This window comes from Pseudomonas sp. Y39-6, from assembly GCF_023651955.1.
In the GTDB taxonomy this organism is placed as follows: domain Bacteria; phylum Pseudomonadota; class Gammaproteobacteria; order Pseudomonadales; family Pseudomonadaceae; genus Aquipseudomonas; species Aquipseudomonas veronii.
Map to the genome: position 1 here is coordinate 3,350,753 of NZ_CP069594.1, position 17,030 is coordinate 3,367,782.

The 17,030-nt window shown below is 61.6% G+C and carries 14 protein-coding genes; 10 read left to right on the top strand and 4 right to left on the bottom strand.

Features of this window, described 5'->3' with window-relative positions:
* Position 1: 1 nt before the first annotated feature.
* From JN756_RS15245 to JN756_RS15255, 3 genes are all read right to left on the bottom strand, one after another.
* A complete protein-coding gene (locus JN756_RS15245; RefSeq protein WP_046383380.1) occupies positions 2 to 427 on the bottom strand; it encodes a potassium channel family protein in 426 nt (141 codons plus the stop codon).
* A 33-nt stretch (positions 428 to 460) separates the two neighbouring features.
* Entirely contained in the window at positions 461 to 2,284 is a 1,824-nt protein-coding gene (gene ftsH / locus JN756_RS15250) for an ATP-dependent zinc metalloprotease FtsH (protein ID WP_057004085.1), read from the bottom strand.
* A gap of 79 nt (positions 2,285 to 2,363) precedes the next feature.
* Complete coding sequence (locus JN756_RS15255) at positions 2,364 to 3,011, bottom strand: BON domain-containing protein (RefSeq protein WP_017845759.1); 648 nt, start codon at positions 3,009 to 3,011, stop codon at positions 2,364 to 2,366.
* A 283-nt stretch (positions 3,012 to 3,294) separates the two neighbouring features.
* Between JN756_RS15255 and JN756_RS15260 the strand changes: the two genes are divergently transcribed.
* The 3 genes from JN756_RS15260 to JN756_RS15270 all read left to right on the top strand — a co-directional run bounded on the left by JN756_RS15260 (position 3,295) and on the right by JN756_RS15270 (position 6,440).
* Positions 3,295 to 4,215, top strand: a complete 921-nt coding sequence (locus tag JN756_RS15260) for a universal stress protein (RefSeq protein WP_057004087.1) — start codon at positions 3,295 to 3,297, stop codon at positions 4,213 to 4,215.
* Between the two features lie 35 nt (positions 4,216 to 4,250).
* Complete coding sequence (locus JN756_RS15265; RefSeq protein WP_046383383.1) at positions 4,251 to 5,633, top strand: MBL fold metallo-hydrolase RNA specificity domain-containing protein; 1,383 nt, start codon at positions 4,251 to 4,253, stop codon at positions 5,631 to 5,633.
* Positions 5,634 to 5,759: 126 nt separating this feature from the next.
* On the top strand, positions 5,760 to 6,440 hold the full coding sequence (locus tag JN756_RS15270; RefSeq protein ID WP_017845762.1) for a BON domain-containing protein: 681 nt from the start codon (positions 5,760 to 5,762) through the stop codon (positions 6,438 to 6,440).
* Positions 6,441 to 6,450: 10 nt separating this feature from the next.
* Here the strand turns inward: JN756_RS15270 and JN756_RS15275 are convergent, their stop codons facing one another.
* Positions 6,451 to 8,295, bottom strand: coding sequence for a response regulator (locus JN756_RS15275; RefSeq protein ID WP_201022230.1), 1,845 nt, complete (start codon positions 8,293 to 8,295; stop codon positions 6,451 to 6,453).
* A gap of 399 nt (positions 8,296 to 8,694) precedes the next feature.
* On the opposite strand from JN756_RS15275, the gene JN756_RS15280 reads away from it, so the two are divergent.
* From JN756_RS15280 to JN756_RS15310, 7 genes are all read left to right on the top strand, one after another.
* On the top strand, positions 8,695 to 10,077 hold the full coding sequence (locus JN756_RS15280) for an NAD-dependent succinate-semialdehyde dehydrogenase (protein ID WP_177033214.1): 1,383 nt from the start codon (positions 8,695 to 8,697) through the stop codon (positions 10,075 to 10,077).
* A gap of 63 nt (positions 10,078 to 10,140) precedes the next feature.
* Positions 10,141 to 11,280: an NAD(P) transhydrogenase subunit alpha gene (locus JN756_RS15285; protein ID WP_201022231.1), complete on the top strand. Its 1,140-nt coding sequence runs from the start codon at positions 10,141 to 10,143 to the stop codon at positions 11,278 to 11,280.
* Positions 11,277 to 11,618 (top strand): NAD(P) transhydrogenase subunit alpha part 2, encoded by a 342-nt coding sequence (locus JN756_RS15290; protein WP_017845766.1) that lies wholly within the window; start codon positions 11,277 to 11,279, stop codon positions 11,616 to 11,618. Before JN756_RS15285 ends, JN756_RS15290 begins: the two co-directional genes overlap by 4 nt.
* 9 nt (positions 11,619 to 11,627) lie before the next feature.
* Positions 11,628 to 13,064: an NAD(P)(+) transhydrogenase (Re/Si-specific) subunit beta gene (locus JN756_RS15295; protein WP_201022232.1), complete on the top strand. Its 1,437-nt coding sequence runs from the start codon at positions 11,628 to 11,630 to the stop codon at positions 13,062 to 13,064.
* Between the two features lie 66 nt (positions 13,065 to 13,130).
* On the top strand, positions 13,131 to 14,264 hold the full coding sequence (locus JN756_RS15300; protein WP_201022233.1) for an NAD(P)H-hydrate epimerase: 1,134 nt from the start codon (positions 13,131 to 13,133) through the stop codon (positions 14,262 to 14,264).
* A 296-nt stretch (positions 14,265 to 14,560) separates the two neighbouring features.
* Positions 14,561 to 15,286, top strand: coding sequence for a dienelactone hydrolase family protein (locus tag JN756_RS15305; RefSeq protein ID WP_177033227.1), 726 nt, complete (start codon positions 14,561 to 14,563; stop codon positions 15,284 to 15,286).
* A gap of 37 nt (positions 15,287 to 15,323) precedes the next feature.
* Positions 15,324 to 17,012: an HAD family hydrolase gene (locus JN756_RS15310; RefSeq protein WP_201022234.1), complete on the top strand. Its 1,689-nt coding sequence runs from the start codon at positions 15,324 to 15,326 to the stop codon at positions 17,010 to 17,012.
* The last annotated feature ends 18 nt before the right edge of the window (positions 17,013 to 17,030 follow it).

Here is a 17,030-nt window from a genome sequence, read left to right on the forward strand (position 1 = left end):
GCTACTTGTTCTTCCAGTACTTCTGCATTTCCAGGAACAGAAAGGACGCCGTCCACGTGATCAGCACCAGACCGGTCAGCGCTTGCAGGCCGGTCAGGAACTTGATGTGGCCCATGGGGGTGATGTCGCCGAAACCGATGGTGGTGTAGGTCGTGAAGGAAAAGTACACGCAGTCCATGAACGAGCCATCGAACTGGCCCGACAGGCTGCCCCACTCGCCGTCGCGTGTCATCAGGTAATAGACCAGGGCGAAGCACCAGACTTCGATCGCGTGGGCGAGCAGGGCACCGAATACTCCGATGACCATCCTGAAGCGGCTCCAGACCTTGAGCCGCGGCAACCAGTCGTTCAGGCGCAACAGGCATTCGTAATGAATGACCACGGCGATGATGACCACCAGCGTATTAATCAGCGTGACGGCCAGCATGGCGAGCCTCAGTGCGTGGTTTCAGGGCGACGCTCAACCTGCGGCGACCGGCACGGGTTTCATCGGCAGCAGCGCGGGGAAGTCCTCTGGGGTCAGGCTTTCCTTTTCCATCAACAGGTGCGCGCCGGCCTCCAGGTCGGCGCGATGTGCCTGGAGTAGGCTCTTGGCGCGGGCGTAGGCCTCGTCGAGCAGGCCGCGTATACACAGGTCGACTTCCCTGGCGGTCTGTTCCGAATAATCTTTCTGCCCCGTACTCTGCATCTGCTCACCCAGGTAGGTCATGTTTTGTCGCTCCAGCACCGACTGCCCCAGTTCGGCGCTCATGCCGAAGCGGGTCACCAACTGCCGGGCGATATCGGTCGCACGGGCCAGGTCATCGGCGGCCCCGGTGGACGTCTGAGCATATATCAGAAATTCGGCGGCGCGGCCGGCCATCAGCACGACGATGCGGTCCTTGAGCATCTGGCAACTGATCAGGAAGTGGTCCTCCGTCGGGCGCTGCAGCGTGTAGCCCAACGAGCCAATGGCGCGCGGCACGATGGACACCTTGTGTACCGGGTCCATGGCCGGCAGGTGGCTCGCCGCCAGTGCATGGCCCATCTCGTGGTACGCCACCACCTGGCGTTCTTCGGGGCGCAGCACGCTGCTCTTGCGTTCGATGCCCGCGATCAGGCGTTCCACGGCCGCGGTGAAGTCGTCCAGGCCGACCGTGTCGGCGCCACGGCGGGTGGCGACAATCGCCGCTTCGTTGACCAGGTTCGCCAGGTCGGCGCCGGTGAAACCGGTGGTGATGTCGGCAATGCGCTCGCTGTCGAGGGCCTTGTCCACGGTGATTTTCTGCAGGTGGACCTTGAGAATCGCCTGCCGCCCCTTGCGGTCAGGGCGATCGATCAACACCTGGCGGTCGATCCGGCCGGCGCGCAGCAGCGCCGGGTCGAGAATCTCCGGGCGATTGGTCGCAGCGAGCAGCACCACGCCCTCGCGGGGATCGAAGCCGTCCAGTTCGGCCAGGAGCTGGTTGAGGGTCTGTTCCTTTTCGTCATTGCCGCCCATTACACCGACGCCACGCATCTTGCCCAGGGCATCCAGTTCATCGATGAAAATGATGCACGGCGCCGCTTGGCGCGCCTGTTCGAACAGATCGTGGACCCGCGCGGCGCCGACGCCGACGAACATCTCGACGAATTCCGAGCCCGAGATCGAGAAAAACGGCACCCCGGCTTCGCCGGCGATGGCTTTGGCCACCAGGGTCTTGCCGGTGCCCGGCGGACCGACCAGCAGCGTGCCTTTGGGAATATGCGCGCCCAGCCGTGCGTACTTGGCCTTGTCCTTGAGGAACGAGACGATCTCCACCAGTTCGGCCTTGGCTTCGTCGATGCCGGCGACATCCGCGAAGGTGATCCCGGTGTCGCGCTGGACAAACACCTTGGCCCGGGACTTGCCGATGTTCATCAGCCCGCCCAGGCCCTGTTTTTCCGCGACGCCGCGAAACAAAAAGTGCCAAACCACCATGATCAGCATAAAAGGCAGCAGCCAACCCAGCAGGCCGCTTAAAAAGGTATTGTCAGTGACCCCGGTGAAGCTCGCGCCCGACTGCGCCAGGCTGGTGGCCAACGTCGGGTCGACCCGCACCGTCGTGAACAGGTTATGGCCGTCGATCGGCACTTGCAGCTTGCCGCTGATCTGGTCTTTCTCGACCTGCAGGTCGCTGACTTTCTGCTCGTTCAGCAACTGCAGAAACTGACTGTACGGGATGCTTTGCACCACGCGGTGTTCCGTCCATAGAAACTGCACAACGGTGAACACGACAAACGCGGTCAGAAAGTAAGACAGGTTCCACTGATGGTTCTTTTTCATGACCTTGACTCAAAAAAGGGCACGCAAGGCAGACACAAACGTTGGATGCCCCAGTCGGCGCACTGGAGCCTGCATCACCTCAGGCGAGCAGCAGGTGATCTTCCACCCGCGTGACGCCCGGCACCGACCAGGCTGCCCGTTCTACGAGCTTGCGCTCGCGCCACAGGTGAACCTTGCCGTCGAGCCGGACCACATCACCGTCGACCCTGACATGAATGTCCTTGGCGTCCACTTCAGCATTGCGTTTGAGCGCATCTTCGATGCGTTTGCGGATATCGACGATGTCTACCCGCGGGCTCAGGGTCAGCCGATTATCCACCCCAAGCACGCCGGACAGCTTGCGCACCGCCTTCTCTACGGTTTCTTTCTGGTACTGCCAGTCGACTTGGCCTTCGAGGGTGATCCAGCCGTTCTGAACGATGACCTTAACCGCATTCGCCGGTACGTCGGCGCTCCAGTTGATGATGCTCAGGGCGCGGGAGGCGATGGTGTCGTCCGCGGTACCGGCGCCTTTGTGCAGGCGCACCTGGATCTCCTCGGCGACTGCGCGCACGCCTTTGATGCCTTTTACCGCGCGCTCGGCGCAGACCTTCTGTTCATAGCTACTGACATGTCCGGTGAGCGTGACAACGCCGTTTTCCACGGCAACACCGATGCTGGCTGCATCGATCTGCGGTTGGAATTCAAGCTCTTCCATAATGGCTTTGCGCAAACTCAAGTCGCTCATGATGGTGTCCTCAATCGAATTCGTGGCTGATGACGGGCCGAGAGTGGCCAGTCACTGGTTTCTACGCTCGAACCACGGAAAATCATTGAGCTATATCAACAAGGCCTGAGTGATTCACTCATTGTGTGAAAGCCAGCCATTAGTTGACAAAGATCAGAGCGCGCGCCCTATGGCGCCAGATACTTGACCGACGGTTTTCAGTCACAACAACAGGGCACCACGCTGCTCGCTAGGACGTCGGGTTGCAGTCAGGTGATTACATGCGCCCAGGCCGAGGTATCTAATGCTGCCACTCAAACGTATTTTATTGATTGCACCCTCGGAGATGACACGCACCCCGGCCTTTGACCGGGCCCAGGCACTGGCCATTGCAACCGGCGCGTTGTTGCACATTGTGGCGTTTGATTATGTCGCATCGCTGGAGGTGGCCGGCCTGTTTGACCATGACGCGATGGCCCAGGCCAGGGAAGGCTACCTGCAGGTCCATCGCCACTGGTTGGAGCAGCAAGTGCGCTTTCAACGGCGTGCGGGGCTGGCGGTCAGCTGTGAAGTGGTGTGGGCCAAACCCAACCTGGCGCACGTGCTGGCGTATGTGAACGACTTTCACGCCGACCTGGTGATCAAAGACGTCCAGCATGTCTCGGCCCTTGACCGGACCTTCCATCAACCCCTGGATTGGCTGTTGTTGCGCGATTGTCCGGCCTGTCTGCACCTGGTCACCGACGCCAGGCACCCCAAACCGTTGAAAGTACTCGCGGCCATTGACCTGTCGCACCTCGAAGAACTCACATACGGGCTGAACGAGCGCGTGCTCGAACTGGCTTCGACATTGGCGCATGTGTGCGATGCCCATCTGCACCTGCTCAATGTCAGCAACTGGTCGGTGGTGGGCGATACCCCCACGAGCGTGCCGACCCAAAGCCTGGATAGCAGTTTGGGCGAGGCGGTCAACGACGCGCAGGTGGAAGCCTTCGATGTGCTCGCCGAACGCTATGGGGTCGAGCAGGAACGCCAACATGTGCTGACCGGCATTCCGCACAAAGTGATCAGCTTGTTCGCCCGGCGCAATGCATTCGACGTGGTGGTGCTTGGCACGGTCTATCGCGACAAGCTTGACCGGCTGATCGGCAGCACCGCCGAGAGTGTGCTGAACCGCACCTCCTGCAGTTTGATGATCGTCAAGCCATCACCCTGGGTTGACTGAAACCACCGATCCCATGAGACCTCAAGGACATAGCCATGCGTATGACATTTCTCGGGGCGGCCGGTACGGTCACCGGCAGCAAGTACTTGCTGGAGCATCGCGACCTGCACGTACTGATCGATTGCGGCCTGTTCCAGGGCTATAAGCAATTGCGCCTGCACAACTGGGACACGTTCCAGCTGCCGGTTCAAGACCTGCACGCCATCGTGTTGACCCACGCCCACCTGGACCACAGCGGCTACCTGCCGGTACTGGTGCGCAACGGCTATCGCGGGCCGGTGTATGCCACGCCGGCCACCTGCGAGCTGGCGAAAATCCTCCTGCGCGACAGTGGCCGCTTGCAGGAAGAAGAGGCCGAATTCGCCAATCGGCATGGTTTCTCCAAGCACGACCCGGCGCTGCCGCTCTATACCGAACAGGACGCCGAGCGTGCGTTGAAGCTGCTGCGGCCGATCGAGCTGCACCACCGGGTCGCGATCGCGCCGGGCTTGACCATCCTGCTGCGTGACGCTGGGCATATTCTTGGCGCGGCGACGGTCGAAGTTGTCGCCGATGGCGTTACGCTGGTGTGTTCCGGCGACCTGGGGCGGCCAAACGATCCCCTGATGTTTGCCCCGGAAACCATCGAGCAGACCGATTACCTGCTGGTGGAATCCACCTACGGCGATCGTCGACACCCCGCTGAGCCTCCCGAACAGCAACTGGCGGACGTGATCAACCGCACGGCGCTGCGGCGCGGCATCACCCTGGTGCCGTCGTTTGCGGTGGGGCGCGCGCAACTGCTGATGTATCACCTGTATCGGCTCAAACAACAGCACGCGATCCCGGACCTGCCGATCTACCTCAACAGCCCGATGGCCACCGAGGTCACCCGCCTGTACCAGCGTTTTCGCTCTGAGCATCGGCTGTCGCTGGAGGACTGCCAGGGTATGTGCGATGGCACGCACTTTGTGTGTTCCGTGCAACAGTCGATTGACCTGGACCAGCAGCGCACCCCCGCGATCATCATTGCCGCCAGTGGCATGGCCACCGGTGGGCGGGTGCTGCACCACCTCAAGGCGCTGGCGCCCAACCCGCTCAACACCCTGTTGGTGCCAGGCTTTCAGGCCGGCGGCACACGTGGCGCGCAGATTGTCGCGGGTGTGCCGTCGGTGCGTATCCACGGCCAGGACGTGCCGATCAACGCCGAGGTGGTGCCGATGCAAACCCTGTCCGCGCACGCCGATGCCGATGAAATCATGCAGTGGCTGCGCGGCTTCAAGCGTGCGCCGAAACACACCTACGTCGTACACGGCGAGCCGAACGCCTCGGACGTGCTGCGGCGGCGCATCAGCCAGGAACTGGGCTGGTCGGTGTCGGTGCCGGAGTATCGGGACAGTGTCGAACTGCCGGCGGTCGCGCAGCCTTTGCCGGTCTAGGGCCAAAAAACGCGCCTGAATCACCGCTCCCGCGCCAAGGATGGGTACTTTCCGACCTGCTGAAAAACATCGCAACCGGATACGCTTTGGCTGATTGAGACTTTTGAAAAATTCTGGAGCTTTTTTATGAATACCGATGAAAAGCTTAGGCAACAGGTGATCGAAGAACTGAATTGGGACCTGGCACTCAAAGCCGATCAGATTTTGGTTCAAGTGTCCGATGGCATCGTCACGCTTTCCGGCAATGTCGCCAGTCACGCCGAGCGCTGGCACGCGGAACAGGCGGTCGCACATGTCGCCGGTGTCGTGGATCTGCTCAACCAGATCGATGTCGTGCTGCCTTCCAGTCATGTGCGGACCGACAGCGATCTCGTCGCGGCCGCCGTTTCCGCATTGCAATGGAATACCTCGCTGGCGGACCACCGCGTCAAAGTCAGCGTGACCGATGGCTGGCTGGTGCTCAGCGGAGAAGTAGATTCTGAGCATCAGCGCCAGACGGCCGGCTACGCAGTGCGCTATCTGCAAGGTATCAAGGGGATCAGTAACGATATCGTCGTCAAGGCCCACGCCTCCGCACAAACCATCAAGACCGATATCGAATCAGCGTTTCGCCGCAAGGCGATCATCGACGCCCACGCTATCGACGTGCGTGTGGAGGGCGGGGAAGTCACGCTCTCGGGGGTTGTCGGATCGCTCCCGGAGCGGGATATGGCGCGGTTGACGGCATCGGGCACTGCGGGTGTGCAGAAGGTTGTCGACAATCTGATGGTATCGCCCAGCGGCCTTGAATCGCCTGGTTCGACATAGCCGTCCGCGATTACCCGCCGATGAGCCCGTTGCGTTTGTCATTGGCAGCCGCCGAGAGTGTTTTTTCGCCGGCCGCCAGGGCGATGCGGGCGAGTTCGGGAATCGACCTGGCTTCGGTCCTGCTCATGATCGACGCTCGGTGCTTTTCCACTGTCCGTTGACTGATCCCCAGGTTGGCAGCGATGTTTTTGCTCGGATGACCGTCCAGCACCATCGCCAGAATCTGGCGCTGCCGTGCGGTGAGGTGGTTGATATGGTCAATCGCCGCCTTGCGAAGGACCTGGGAACTCTCGGTTGCGACTTGGCTGGCCAACGCTTTCTTCACGCTGGTTAACAGCTGCTGATAACGAAACGGCTTTTCAATGAAGTCGCATACCCCAGCCTTCATCGCATCGACGACATCGGCAACGCGACTGTTGCAACTGATCATCAGAACGGGCAACTCGTCGCCCTGTGCTTTAAGACGGGCCACCGTCTCAAGCCCGCTGATGCCCGAGCGGCGCGCATCAATGATCAGGCAGCCCGGTTGGTCAGCGGTATAACTGTCGAGAAACTGCTCGGCAGCGCCGTAGTCGCGCACCAGGTAACCTTCCGACTCCAATAGCGTGCGCAAGTCGCTGCGCAGCGCGGCGTCGTCGTCCACCACGTAAATGACGGGTTGGCGCGACGAGGGCATGGCGTGAACAGCGTGTACTTCGGTGTGTGTACTCAATGCACTGGCGAGGGTGACGCGCAGCAGGTTCAGGCTCACCGGTTTGCGAAGGAGCATGCAGTCGGCGGTCAGGGCGGACTGGGAAACCTGCTTTTTCGTCTCGGCGGTCAATATGACCGCGGGTGTGGCTCGACTGAATTGATCGCGAATCTTTTGCACCAGTTGGACGCCGTCCGAGGACCGCTCGAGCACGTGCTCGGTCAAGATCAGGTCCGGTTGAATGCCCGAGCGCGCGATCCATTCCAACGCGGCGACGCTATCGCGGACCGCTGCCGTTCGATAGCCCAGCGCCCCCAAACCGCAACTGAGCATATCGCCTAGCAGTGCGTCCGGTTCCACGATCAACAGCAGGCACGTGCGAGCCATGCCCAGCGCTCGAGCGTTCTGTTGCCTGCGCGCGCCGGGCTGAACGACTGACGGCGATAACGGCGCGCTGATGGAGATCAGCGTCGCGCGTTCGTCGGCGGTTTTGACCTGAAGCTGTAAACCCAGCATCGCGCTGAGCTCCGCTATCGAGCGAAGGGCAGGCTTGCCACAGGCACCCGGCAGCGAGGCCTCATAGACAGGCATCGACACGATACGCAAGGCGTCGTCGCGGCTTTTGCAGCCCGCGAACCACAGCTCGATGCTCAGCCACTCCGCGTGGCGCCTGCAGCCCAGTGTCAGGCGTAGCGTGCTGGTACTGTCCATGATGTTGGCAAGCAGACCGCTCAAGAGTTGCCTGAGGCAATCGGGAAGGCTCCTGACCCACGACGAACACGGCACGATCCGCAGGTTGCGGCGCTGGGCGGCGGCCAATGGCAAAAAGTCTTGAGCCAATGCCTTGAAGAGGGCCTGTATGGGGAAATCCACCGCTGCGTGGCGATCATAGTCTGTCGCGGGGGCGGGTTGGTCGAGCCCGAATCGACTCAACAATTTCTCCAGCGTGGCATCCAATTGTTCAAGCACCCTGCGCGCCGGTGTCGCGGGGTCGAATTCACAGGCCTCAAGCTGCCCGACGATGAGTGAAACCAATTGCGCGGTCTGGCGAAGTTTCTGATCGATGCCGCCCAACCGTTCAGCGGGGAGGGGACAGTAGGCCGATGCCGGGCCTGATGCCTGACGTGGCAACACATCTTCCGACATGGATTGCTTGACTTGCATGATTACCCCTCCTGACAAGACGCAAAGTCGTATTGCCTGATGCGCAATCCTATGCAGTTTGTAAGGCGGCTTAATTGATCTATGTAAGTATTTACCGAGCCCCGACGGTTCTAAACCGCTCGGTTGATCGCGAGCCAGCAGGCCATTCACGCTGAGCGCCTTGTTCAGGCCGCCTTTCGGTTCACATCACCGCGCTTTGCGCCAACGAAGTGCGCCGACGGCACCGTTAGAGTGCCCGTTCTTCAGGCCTTGGCCCGGGCTCAAGGGGGCAGACGTAAGTAGTTTCCGACGCTAGCCAGCTGAATGCATTCAGGCCAACGTAATGCCGGTTCGTGGGGACGGCGGCTGAAGGTAGCCGGTTGACGTTGGTTAACTCAATCTCATGGGAAGGCAACCGTTATGGCTTATACAACGATCAATCCATACAACGGCGAGTTGCTCGCACAATTCGATACGCTGACGGCTGAGCAACTGGAGCACAAACTGGCGGCTGCGGCGCAGTGCTATGCGACGTGGAAACACACAACGTATGCCCAGCGCGCCTCGATCATCGCGAAGGCCGGTGAATTGATGCATCAGCGCTTCGATGCCCTGGCCCGTAAGATCACGCTGGAAATGGGCAAGCGCATCGACGAGGCCCGAGGCGAAGTCAAATTCAGCGCCGATATCATGGCGTACTACGCCAAGAACGCGGAACGCTTCCTGGCCCCGCAAGCGCTGGAGCCGAGCCAAGGCGAGGCGCACATGGAGAGCAGCCCCATCGGCGTGATCTTCGGGGTCGAACCGTGGAACTTTCCGTTCTATCAGTTGGCTCGCGTGGCCGGTCCGCATTTGATGGCAGGCAACGTGCTGGTGATCAAGCATGCCGGTTGCGTGCCTCAATGCGCGATGGCCTTCGAGCAAATCCTGCTCGAAGCCGGCGCGCCTGCCGGGCTTTATACCAACCTGTCGATCTCCCATGAACAGTCCAGACAGGTGGTCGATGACCCGCGTGTTCGCGGGGTTGCACTGACCGGCAGTGTCGCCGCGGGCCGCAGCCTGGCGGCCTGGGCCGGGCAGAACCTGAAACCGTCTTCCATGGAGCTGGGCGGCAGCGACGCGTTCATTGTGCTCGAAGACGCCGACCTGGAGCTGGCCGTCAAATGGGCGATCTGGGGGCGGATGTACAACTGCGGGCAGACCTGTTGCGCGGCAAAACGCTTCATTGTCGTGGATAAGGTCGCCGATACGTTCCTGAAGGGCTTTCAGGCCGGGCTCGCGGCGCTGAAACCCGGCGATCCCATGGACGAAGCGACGACCCTGGGCCCGCTGTCTTCGGAAGCGGCATTGGTGCAGTTGCTCGGGCAGGTTCGCACGGCGACCGATCACGGTGCGAAGGTTCTGCTCGGGGGCACACGTATCGATCGCCCCGGCGCCTTTATGACGCCGACCATTCTCACCGACATCGCCCCTGAAAACCCGGCGTTCCGGGATGAGTTCTTCGGCCCGGTGGCGCTGTTTTTCCGCGTCAAGGACGAAGACGCCGCGATCGCCCTGGCCAACGACTCCGACTTCGGCCTGGGCGGCTCGGTGTTTACACGTGACCTGGACAGGGGACGTCGTGTGGCAAGTCGCGTCGAGACCGGGATGATGTTCATCAACAACATCAGTTGGAGCGATGCCGAGTTGCCCTTTGGCGGCATCAAGGACTCCGGCTATGGCCGCGAGTTGGGCGACATGGGTATCCAGCAGTTCGTGAATAAAAAACTGGTGCGTTACGTGTTGGCTCAGGCGCCGGTCTGAAGCCTTGTCCTGTTTACATTCCGGGTGCCCGGCCATGCGCGGGTGCCTTCAACGGAGCGCGCGATGTACGTCAATGTGGCTGTGCTGAAAGAAACCCACCCGCACGAACGACGTGTGGCCCTCGTGCCTGGCCTCTGCGCGAAGTTATGCGCGCTGGGGGCAAGGCTTCATATGCAGGCGGGGGCGGGTGAAGCGAGTTTTTTGCCGGACGCTGCTTATTCGGATGTGCTGTTCGTGTCCAGTGGCGGACAGTGGCTGCATGAGGCCGATGTGCTTCTCGCGGTGCAGGCGCCCTCGCTGGAAGTCGTAGGCAAGATGAAGCCCGGCTCGGTACTCCTGTGTTTTGTGTATGCGCAGAAGAATCCGGCCTTGGTGCAACGTTTACTGGAGCGCCAAATCACGTGTTTTGCCATGGAGCGCCTGCCGCGCATCACGCGGGCCCAGTCGATGGATGCACTGTCCAGTCAATCGGCGTTGTCTGGGTACTATGCGGTCCAACTGGGCTCGGTGCAGATGTCTCGCATCCTGCCAAAAGTCACCACCGCGGCGGGTATCGTGGGGCCGGCGCGGGTATTGGTCCTGGGGTTGGGCGTGGCGGGGCTGGAGGCGATCGCGACTGCCCATCGCCTGGGCGCGGTGGTGGAGGGCTACGACGTGCGCCCGGAAACCGCGGAACAGGCGCGGTCCCTGGGGGCCGAGTTTGTCGATGTCGGGGTCGATGCGCGAGGCAAGGGCGGCTATGCACGGGAGCTGAGTGAGGCAGAGAAAACCCAAGTCGCTCAAGTGCTGACGGAGCATATCCAACAGGCGGACCTGGTCATTACCACGGCGGCAGTGCCGGGGCGGCCGTCTCCGCGCCTGATCTGTGCCGCGCAGCTTGCCGGGATGAAGCCTGGCGCGGTGATCGTCGATCTTGGCGCCGAAGGCGGCGGCAACTGCGAAGGCTGCGTGCCCGGACAGACCGTCACGATCGGTCGGGTAACCCTGATGGCGCCGTTGAATCTGCCCTCATCGTTGAGCCAGGACGCCAGCCTGCTGTATGCGAAAAACCAGTTCAACCTGTTGGCGCTGATGTTGAAGAACAACGTCATCAGCATCGACTGGGACGATCAGATTCTGGCGCAAACGGTACTCACCCACGCCGGCAAACTCATGCATTCGCTGAACCCGGCGGATGCCGCAACCCAGGAGAAGACCTCATGAACAGTGTTGGCTTCGTCGGGCTTTATATCTTCATGCTCGCCGCGTTCGCCGGCTGGGTCATCATCGGGCGGGTCCCGGCGATCCTGCACACGCCGTTGATGTCGGGCTCGAATTTTATCCATGGCATCGTGGTGATCGGCGGGCTTATCGGCCTGCTCGATGCGGCGAGCGTGGCCGAACAGGCGGCTGGTTTTGTCGCGGTGTTGCTGGGCGCGGGGAATGCCGCGGGCGGGTACGCCGTCACGGGCCGGATGCTGGCGATGTTCCAGACCAGCGCGCCGGAACCCAAGCGGCGCAAAGCTCATCACTCTGCCACCCGGAAGCCTGAAAAGGTTTGAGGTTTGACCATGTTGATTATGACGTCGCAGTGGCTGATAGGGCTGGTGTATTTCTTCGCCGCTTTTCTACTGATTTTCGGGTTGTGGCGCATGTCTTCGCCGGTCACGGCGGCCGGTGGCATCCATGTCGCCGGTTGGGGCATGGCGGCCGCCGTTATCGTGAGTTTTCTCTACGTATTTTCGGTGAGTGAGGCGGCCCGGCCACATTTGCCTGTCAACGTCAGCCTCGCGCTCGTCGCGCTGCTGCTGGGCGGTGGCGCAGCGTGGTGGAGCGGGCGCAAGGCGGCCATGACCGCCATGCCGCAGATGGTCGCGATATACAACGGCATGGGCGGGGGCGCTGCCGCCGCGATCGCCGCCATGGAGTTGTTCGGGGGCCGAGTGTTCGACCTTTCCGCATTGGCCGGCACCTTGTTTGGCGCGTTGATCGGTGCGATTTCGTTATCCGGCTCGTTGATTGCCTGGGCCAAGTTGGATGGCCGCATCAACAAGCCACTGCACATGAAAGGCCTGCAACTGATCAACGCCTTGCTGATGCTGGTGACGCTATGCGTAGGCGCTTGGCTGATGGTGGTCATGCACGCCGAACACGGTTCGTTGAACGGCGTGCTGTGGTTGATCGGTGTGTTCTTCGGCTGCGCGCTGTTGTTCGGTGTGCTGATGACATTGCCCATCGGCGGTGCCGACATGCCGGTGGTCATCTCCATCTACAATGCCTTCACCGGCCTGGCGGTCGGCCTGGAAGGGTTTGTGTTGCAGGTTCCGGCCATGATGATCGCCGGCATGCTGGTCGGCGCCGCGGGCGTGCTGCTCACATTGCTGATGGCCAAGGCCATGAATCGCACGGTCGCGCATGTGTTGTTTGCCCGATTTGGTGGCCAACCCGTGCGCAAAGGCGCGGCGATCGTGGGTGAGCTCAAGCCGACGGCGGCGAGTGATGCCGGCGTCGCCATGCGGTACGCCAATAAAGTCATCATCGTGCCCGGTTATGGCCTGGCCGTTGCACAGGGCCAACAAAAGCTCTATGAGTTCGTGAAGTTGTTACAGGCCCATGGCGTGCTTGTGCGATTCGCGGTCCACCCGGTGGCGGGGCGTATGCCGGGACAAATGGACGTGCTGCTGGCAGAGGCCGGTGTGCCTTACGACCTGATCTTCCAGTTGGACGACATCAACACCGATTTCGCCGACACCGATGTGGTGTTGGTGATCGGGGCAAACGACGTGGTCAACCCCGCCGCGCGCAACGACAAAGCTTCGCCGATCTACGGCATGCCGATCCTCGATGTGGACAAGGCTCATCACGTGTACGTGGTCAAGCGCGGGGAGGGCAAGGGCTATGCTGGTATTCAGAACCAGCTGTTTTATGCGGAAAACTGCAACATGGTGTACGGCGATGCACAGGCCGTCCTGGTCAAGATGATCGAGGCGGTCAGAGGCTTGGGGTAACCAAGCGGGGCGACGTCACCGCGCAGGCGGTGAGTGACTTCAGTAGCGATCGAGAGTGTGAAAAGCATGAACACGTTGAGTCCCGACCTCGATAACGGCGCGCGCCAGGCGGCCTTGCTGACGGTGCGCCAGATGGCGGAAGCCGACCGGCTTTCGGTGGTTGCCGGCGTGTCGTCTTTCGAGTTGATGAGCAATGCCGGCGCGGCGGTGGCACGCGAAATCCAGCGGCGCTGGACACCCCGGCCGCTGCTGGTGCTCTGCGGGCCGGGCAACAATGGCGGCGATGGTTTTGTCTGCGCGTACCGGCTTGCGCAAGCGGGCTGGCCAGTGCGGGTGGCGATGTGGGGCAGTCGCGCCGCGCTGAAAGGCGAAGCCGGGCAACATGCACAGCGCTGGCCCGGCGAGGTGCAAGCCCTGAGCCCCGCGGTGCTTGAAGGGGCCGAGCTGATTGTCGACGCGATGTTCGGCGCCGGCCTCGCCCGTGCGCTGGAGGGGCAGGTGTTGGACACCCTGGCTGCGGCTGGCCGTGGCACGGTGCCGATTGTCGCGGTCGACACGCCCAGCGGAGTGATGGGCGATAGCGGTGAGTCGTTGGGCGCGGTGGCGGCGGTGCTGACGGTGACGTTTTTTCGCAAAAAGCCGGGGCATCTGCTGTTACCGGGGCGCGATCTGTGTGGCGAAGTGATTGTGGCCGATATTGGCACGCCCGAAGCGGTGCTCGACGCCATCGTCCCCCAGGCATTTGAGAATCACCCTGGGTTGTGGCTGCCCGACTTACCGCGAGCCGGTCTCGATACTGTCGCGGGGCACCCAGCGGTCGTTGCGGCGGATGCCACGCAGGTGCTGACCCTTCACGAGAGCGAATTTCGGCGGATGTTCGACTTCGTCGGCGACAAACTGACCCGCACTCGAGCCGCTGCCCAGCACGGCTCGGCTGTGGTTGTGCATCGCGGCAGTGACACGGTGATTGCCTGCCCCGATGGCCGCGCCGTGATCCATTGCAGTGTGCCCTCGGCCGCCACTGGCGAGCTTTTGGGCGGCATTATTCGGTGGCTGCGGACCCAGGGCATGCCGGCCTTTCCGGCTGCGGCAGCGGGCGTGTGGTTGCATGATGTGGCCGCTGCCGAATTCGGCCCGGGGTTACTGGCCAAAGACGTGCCGCATCTTTTACCTGGGTTATTGCGTCGACTGTACGGCTGATTGTCCGTAGACATGTCGGCGAGTGGTGTATTGCACGTCAAATGTCCGATTTGAAACGTGGATGGGCGTGCGTTTGATATTTATCAAGTACGCTTTGCCGGAAAAGCGCAGTTTACCCCCCAGAGGCTTCAGGTCATCGTCGTGTATCCAACAGAGCAGGCCGGGCTTTTTTCGGTTTTAACCTGATAGGCGTTCATGCCCAATCCATCGACCTGACGAACAATCAAAAAGAAAGATGAAGCCACTCTTGAAGTACCTTGCCCCTCGAAAAGGTTATATACGAAGGTATTCAACTAATGGCCTCTCACTGCGGTGTTGCAGTATCTGAGCTCCAATACAAAAAGTTTAACTTTACCGGCTATGAATTGGCCGGTGATCTGCGATTGCCGCGAGGCGCCGAAAGCCTGGTCGTTCTCGTCCATGCCAGTGGCGGCGGTCATTCGAACCCGCGTAACCATTTTATCGCGGAGTACCTGGCGCGCCACGGGATGGGCACCTTGGTGATCGACCTGCTGACAAGGACAGAGCAGCGCTGGGATAACCTGACCGGTGTGCTGCGTTTCGATATTGCATTGCTCGCCGATCGACTGGTCAAGGTCATCGACGCGATCGCCCGAGACGCTGAATTACGCCGACTTGCCATGGGCTTGTTCGGTGCCAGTACGGGCGCCGCCGCCGTGCTGGTCGCCGCGGCTCACGTGGGCGGTGTGCGGGCGGTGGTCTGTCGAGGCGGGCGCACCGATCTGGCCGCCCAGGCGTTGTGCGAGGTCAAAGCGCCGACGTTGCAAGTGGTGGGCGCGGAAGACCCGATGATCCTGCGCTTGAATGTGCGGACCAGTCGGGCGTTGCACTGCACGCAAAGCCTGGAGGTCGTCAAAGGCGCGACGCACCTTTTCAAAGAGCCGGGCACCCTGGCGGACGTAGCCAGGCTGACCGGCGATTGGTTCGAAAAGTACCTGCACAAGGAACCTTTGCCCAGCGAGCCGCTGCCCGGAATCAATGGCAAGGTTTCATCTTCTTAGCGCGGGCCTGTACAACCCAACCCGTCATGGAGCGAACATGCATTTCTTAGCCTTGGCGGTCGACTATGACGGAACCATTGCCGAAAACGGCAATGTTCCCGCACACGTCTGTACAGCGCTTGCCAGCCTCAAGGCCAGCGGTCGCAAGTTGCTGTTGATTACCGGCAGGGAGTTGCAGGCGCTCAAGCATCATTTTACCCAGCTCGATCTGTTTGACCTGGTGGTCGTGGAGAATGGCGCGCTCCTGTACGACCCGCGCACTGACACCGAGGAACTCATCGCCGATTCGGCCTCGACCGAACTGGTGGAGCGCCTGCGCGACAAAGGGGTTTCATCCTTGTCCGTCGGCAGGTCCGTCATCGCCACCTGGCATCCGTTCGAGGACGCGGTGATCAGCTCGATTCGCGAGCTGGGCCTGGAACTGCAGATGACGTTCAACAAGGACGCGATCATGGTCCTGCCGACGGGGGTGAACAAGGCCTCGGGGCTGAGTGCCGCGTTGCTGAGGCTGGGCATCTGCGAACTGAATGTGGTCGGCGTGGGCGACGCCGAAAATGACCACGCGTTTCTCGCGATCTGCGGTTGTGCGGCGGCGGTGAACAACGCGATCGACTCAATCAAGGCCCGCGCGGACATCTGCCTGAGCCAGGATCACGGGCGCGGGGTCTGCGAGCTGATAGACATGCTGCTGCAAAAGGACGCCGCGCTGGTGCCGGTCGAGCGTATCGGCGTGCAACTGGGGCGAACCGCCGATGCACGCAAGGTGTGGTTGCCGCCGGAATCGGTGCTGCTGGTAATCGGCAATTCAGGCTCCGGCAAGTCGAGCTACGTGACCTGGCTGACAGAACGCATGGTCGAGGCCCACCAGGGCTTCTGCATCATTGATCCGGAAGGCGACTATCTGTCGCTGGACGGTGCGGTCACGGTCGGTGGCCTGACCACTCCGCCGACAACCGAAGAGTCGCTGCATCACCTGTTACAGGCGCGGCTTAACGTGGTGGTTAGCACCCTGGCTCTGGACCCGGCCGCCCGCGTGCAGTTGTTCGGCGAATTACTGCCGTTTATCCAGCAGCTACGCAGCAGCACCGGCCGCCCGTACTGGATGGTCGTGGACGAGGCCCACTACATGCTGCCCCATTGCGCTGCGTGGCCTCCGGGGTTTCTGGCGAATATGGGGGCGATCATCGTTGCCCTGGACTTCGATCAAGTCTGCCCGTCGCTGCTGGACGCGGTAGACGTGCTGGTGACCCTGGGCAGCACCGCCCGCGAACTGGTCCAACGCTACGCCCAGCATACGCAGCGACGCTGCCCCGAATTCCCGGCGCGCTCATCCGCGCCCGACTATTTCTGTCTGTGGGACGTTCGTCATGGCGGCGACGTGGTGCTGATGGCGCAGCAGCAACCCGAGCAGAAACATCATCGCCACAGCGGCAAGTATGCGGTCGGGGATGTGGGCGCCTGGCATGCATTCTACTTTCCCAGCCTTGACCAGCGCGCCTCGAACCTTGCGGAGTTTTTGTCTTCGCTTGCGCGCCTGGACGATCCCGCGTTCCGCCAACACCGCGAGGCCGGGGACTTTTCCAACTGGTTTCGCGAGGTGATCCGCGACGACGTGCTGGCCAACGAAACCCGTCTGCTTGAAAACGATGCATCTGTACCGCTGCGGGATGCCCAGGAACAGATCGCGCACCTGGTGCAATCGCGTTACCACTTGGAACCGCAGTGAATGGTCGGGCGGCGTGCG

What these genes read in the sequence shown, in the direction of transcription:
- JN756_RS15245 (WP_046383380.1), bottom strand. Translation starts at nt 427, where the DNA reads ATGCTGGCCGTCACGCTGATTAATACGCTGGTGGTCATCATCGCCGTG.
- ftsH (WP_057004085.1), bottom strand. Translation starts at nt 2,284, where the DNA reads ATGAAAAAGAACCATCAGTGGAACCTGTCTTACTTTCTGACCGCGTTT.
- JN756_RS15255 (WP_017845759.1), bottom strand. Translation starts at nt 3,011, where the DNA reads ATGAGCGACTTGAGTTTGCGCAAAGCCATTATGGAAGAGCTTGAATTC.
- JN756_RS15260 (WP_057004087.1), top strand. Translation starts at nt 3,295, where the DNA reads ATGCTGCCACTCAAACGTATTTTATTGATTGCACCCTCGGAGATGACA.
- JN756_RS15265 (WP_046383383.1), top strand. Translation starts at nt 4,251, where the DNA reads ATGCGTATGACATTTCTCGGGGCGGCCGGTACGGTCACCGGCAGCAAG.
- JN756_RS15270 (WP_017845762.1), top strand. Translation starts at nt 5,760, where the DNA reads ATGAATACCGATGAAAAGCTTAGGCAACAGGTGATCGAAGAACTGAAT.
- JN756_RS15275 (WP_201022230.1), bottom strand. Translation starts at nt 8,295, where the DNA reads ATGCAAGTCAAGCAATCCATGTCGGAAGATGTGTTGCCACGTCAGGCA.
- JN756_RS15280 (WP_177033214.1), top strand. Translation starts at nt 8,695, where the DNA reads ATGGCTTATACAACGATCAATCCATACAACGGCGAGTTGCTCGCACAA.
- JN756_RS15285 (WP_201022231.1), top strand. Translation starts at nt 10,141, where the DNA reads ATGTACGTCAATGTGGCTGTGCTGAAAGAAACCCACCCGCACGAACGA.
- JN756_RS15290 (WP_017845766.1), top strand. Translation starts at nt 11,277, where the DNA reads ATGAACAGTGTTGGCTTCGTCGGGCTTTATATCTTCATGCTCGCCGCG.
- JN756_RS15295 (WP_201022232.1), top strand. Translation starts at nt 11,628, where the DNA reads ATGTTGATTATGACGTCGCAGTGGCTGATAGGGCTGGTGTATTTCTTC.
- JN756_RS15300 (WP_201022233.1), top strand. Translation starts at nt 13,131, where the DNA reads ATGAACACGTTGAGTCCCGACCTCGATAACGGCGCGCGCCAGGCGGCC.
- JN756_RS15305 (WP_177033227.1), top strand. Translation starts at nt 14,561, where the DNA reads ATGGCCTCTCACTGCGGTGTTGCAGTATCTGAGCTCCAATACAAAAAG.
- JN756_RS15310 (WP_201022234.1), top strand. Translation starts at nt 15,324, where the DNA reads ATGCATTTCTTAGCCTTGGCGGTCGACTATGACGGAACCATTGCCGAA.